Annotated in this window: 5 protein-coding genes; 3 read left to right on the plus strand and 2 right to left on the minus strand. The window is 39.1% G+C overall.

Features of this window, described 5'->3' with window-relative positions:
- A partial coding sequence (locus tag MRT15_RS10520) for a hypothetical protein (RefSeq protein WP_304330088.1) occupies positions 1-320 on the plus strand: 320 nt, incomplete at its 5' end.
- A gap of 6 nt (positions 321-326) precedes the next feature.
- Positions 327-1,073 carry a hypothetical protein gene (locus MRT15_RS10525; RefSeq protein WP_304330090.1) on the plus strand — a complete coding sequence of 249 codons (747 nt, stop codon included), beginning with the start codon at positions 327-329 and terminating at the stop codon, positions 1,071-1,073.
- A 25-nt stretch (positions 1,074-1,098) separates the two neighbouring features.
- Here the strand turns inward: MRT15_RS10525 and MRT15_RS10530 are convergent, their stop codons facing one another.
- Positions 1,099-1,227: a hypothetical protein gene (locus MRT15_RS10530; RefSeq protein ID WP_304330091.1), complete on the minus strand. Its 129-nt coding sequence runs from the start codon at positions 1,225-1,227 to the stop codon at positions 1,099-1,101.
- Positions 1,190-1,360, minus strand: coding sequence for a hypothetical protein (locus tag MRT15_RS10535; protein ID WP_304330093.1), 171 nt, complete (start codon positions 1,358-1,360; stop codon positions 1,190-1,192). The genes MRT15_RS10530 and MRT15_RS10535 overlap by 38 nt, the downstream gene beginning before the upstream one ends.
- A 139-nt stretch (positions 1,361-1,499) precedes the next feature.
- Between MRT15_RS10535 and MRT15_RS10540 the strand changes: the two genes are divergently transcribed.
- Complete coding sequence (locus MRT15_RS10540; protein WP_304330095.1) at positions 1,500-2,360, plus strand: aldo/keto reductase; 861 nt, start codon at positions 1,500-1,502, stop codon at positions 2,358-2,360.
- Positions 2,361-2,537 lie beyond the last annotated feature (177 nt).

The following is a 2,537-nucleotide window of genomic DNA, read 5'->3' on the forward strand; positions in this document are numbered from 1 at the left end:
TTGAAGAGGTTAGGAGGATTGGTGATGAGATATATGTTATGTTTGCTGGGAGGATGGTTGCCCATGTGAAATCTCCAAGCGATCTAAGTAGAGGTGTTGAAGTGAGGGTGTATTATGGTAAGTTGGATGATATAGCTCCATTCTTCAAGAAGGGTGATGTGAAGATATCTGAAGGGTCTCTGATTGCCAGGTATAATCAATTAGTTGAAGCTATTGAAGATTTGGAGAGTTTAGCTGCAAACCCCATAAGTAGGGATGTAAAGCTCTTCCTAGAGTACCCATCACTGGAATCTATAGTTGAATCCTTCACTGGGAAGTGATGTGCTATGAAGCTTTACAATGTATTCAATACAACAATATTCTTCCTCAAAGTGTACAAGTTGAATTGGTACTTCTTACTCACACTCTACATAATTCCAGCAACATATCTAACAGTAATGTTTGCTTCATCGCAAGGAAGCTGGGAAGCTTTAATGGCGGGATTAACAGGCTTCACTATACTTGTAAGCTACAACACACTATTCTACTCCTTAGCATCATTCACATCAAACATGTTTGAAGAACAAATCTTTGAAAGCTACTTCTTAATGCCAATACCCTTCCACGAAATACTCATGGCAGCAGCATTAATGCAAATACTCATAAACATTCCACCTACAGTTATGAGCTTAATCATGCTAACATACATCTCCGCTAACACAAACTTCCCACTACTACTAAGTGGAATTTTGCTGACATACGCCTTCTTCATACCACCAGCAATACTACTCGCCATAAAAGTGAAGAGAAGGATGCTACTGGAATCTTTTCTAATGATCCTAATGCTCATAATGATCATGGCTACACCAGCATTCTACAGACTACAATACATCAGTGAACCATACAAAACACTATTACTGGCAAACCCACTAACCCACCTAATCATAATGCTAAGAGCATCAATAGGACTCATGGAAGGATTCCCAGAAAACATCTCCACCACATACATAACAACATTAACCTCAATCCTATGGATAACCCTATGGTATAAGTTACGCAAAGGTGTAGTAACAATGGCTGAGAAAAGAATTTAACACAAACCTAGTGGGGGCGTCGATTTCAATCAGCAACCCCCCTCCTCCTCAACTTATTCTCAACTTCTTTAATTGCTTGAGATTCAACTATGGATCTAAGCTCCCTCCTATCCTTCTCAGTACTCAGTATGTAGCCATGATGAACTTGCTTCAATAGGTTTTGGAGACATCTTCAGCAGGACAATCTTTCCTCCAACTGGGATTATTAGAGATCTATCTCCAGGCGCCGCTATATCCTTCGGCAACTTTATCCTACTCTTATCATCCGCTTTAACCACGTATACCAATACTATCCCCATCTGCTTTATTTCCTAAGAAACATAAACGTGTTGACATATATGGCTTAAAGTGTTGTTGGAAAGTTGGTTATGGGAATGCTTAAATTGTTAGGTATGGGTAATTTAACAATAAAGGATGTGTGGGGGAATGGAGTATCGGGTATTGGGGAGAACTGGTTATAGGGTATCAGTATTAACTATAGGGGGATGCGGCCCTGGAGTTGCACCAAACGAGAGGGAAGCTGTGGAGGCTGTGGAAAATGCGATGAAGATGGGTATCAATATGGTTGATATTGCACCAAGCTATGGGGAAGCTGAATTGAGGCTTGGTGATTTGATAAGTAGGAATAGGGGTAAGCTAATAATTACTGAAAAGACTTTGAAGAGGAGTAGGGAGGGGGCGTGGAGTGAACTTAAACAATCTTTAGAAAGACTGAAAGCTGGATACTTTGAAGTTTATCAATTCCACTCAGTTAAAAGTTTAGAGGAACTCAACCAAATATTCTCAGAGAATGGGGCTATGAAAGCCTTTCTAGAAGCAAAGGATCAAGGTTTAATTAAACATATAGGCATTACATCCCATGATATGAGGATCATTCAAAAAGCACTGGAAATCTTCGACTTCGACACAATACTAATCCCAGTAACAGCAATAAGTTTAATTCACCCAACCCCAGAAAACGACTTCAGACCCATACTAAAAATAGCGAGAGACAGAGACATAGGAGTCATAGCAATAAAAGCTGTGGCAAAGAGGAGATGGAAAACGGAAAGGAAGTATCAAACATGGTACGAACCATTCGAAGATGAAAAGGATATAGAAATGGGGGTTCACTTCACACTATCACAAGAGGGGGTAACAACATACCCAATGGCCTGCGATATAAGATTATGGCCAAAAATAATTAAAGCAGGAGAAAGATTCAGAAAACTTTCAGAAGAAGAACAAGAAAGAATCGTAGAATACTTTAAGAGTAAAGGCGGATACCCCATATTCCCAGAACAATAAATGAAGCAGAATCAACCAATTTAAACCAAAGCCAGTTAAATAAAATACTTAAATAATTGAAGTTACCTCCCATCATAAATGTGGAAGAATTTGGATATTATCAAAATAATTTCTGAAAGGGTAAGTGCAATTGCGGAAAAATATGGGATAGTCTACGCAATACTATTCGGCTCCATC

The organism is Candidatus Culexarchaeum yellowstonense (assembly GCF_024707025.1).
Lineage (GTDB): Archaea > Thermoproteota > Methanomethylicia > Culexarchaeales > Culexarchaeaceae > Culexarchaeum.

Coding starts and splice junctions, on each gene's coding strand:
- MRT15_RS10525 (WP_304330090.1), top strand. CDS start 327: ATGAAGCTTTACAATGTATTCAATACAACAATATTCTTCCTCAAAGTG.
- MRT15_RS10540 (WP_304330095.1), top strand. CDS start 1,500: ATGGAGTATCGGGTATTGGGGAGAACTGGTTATAGGGTATCAGTATTA.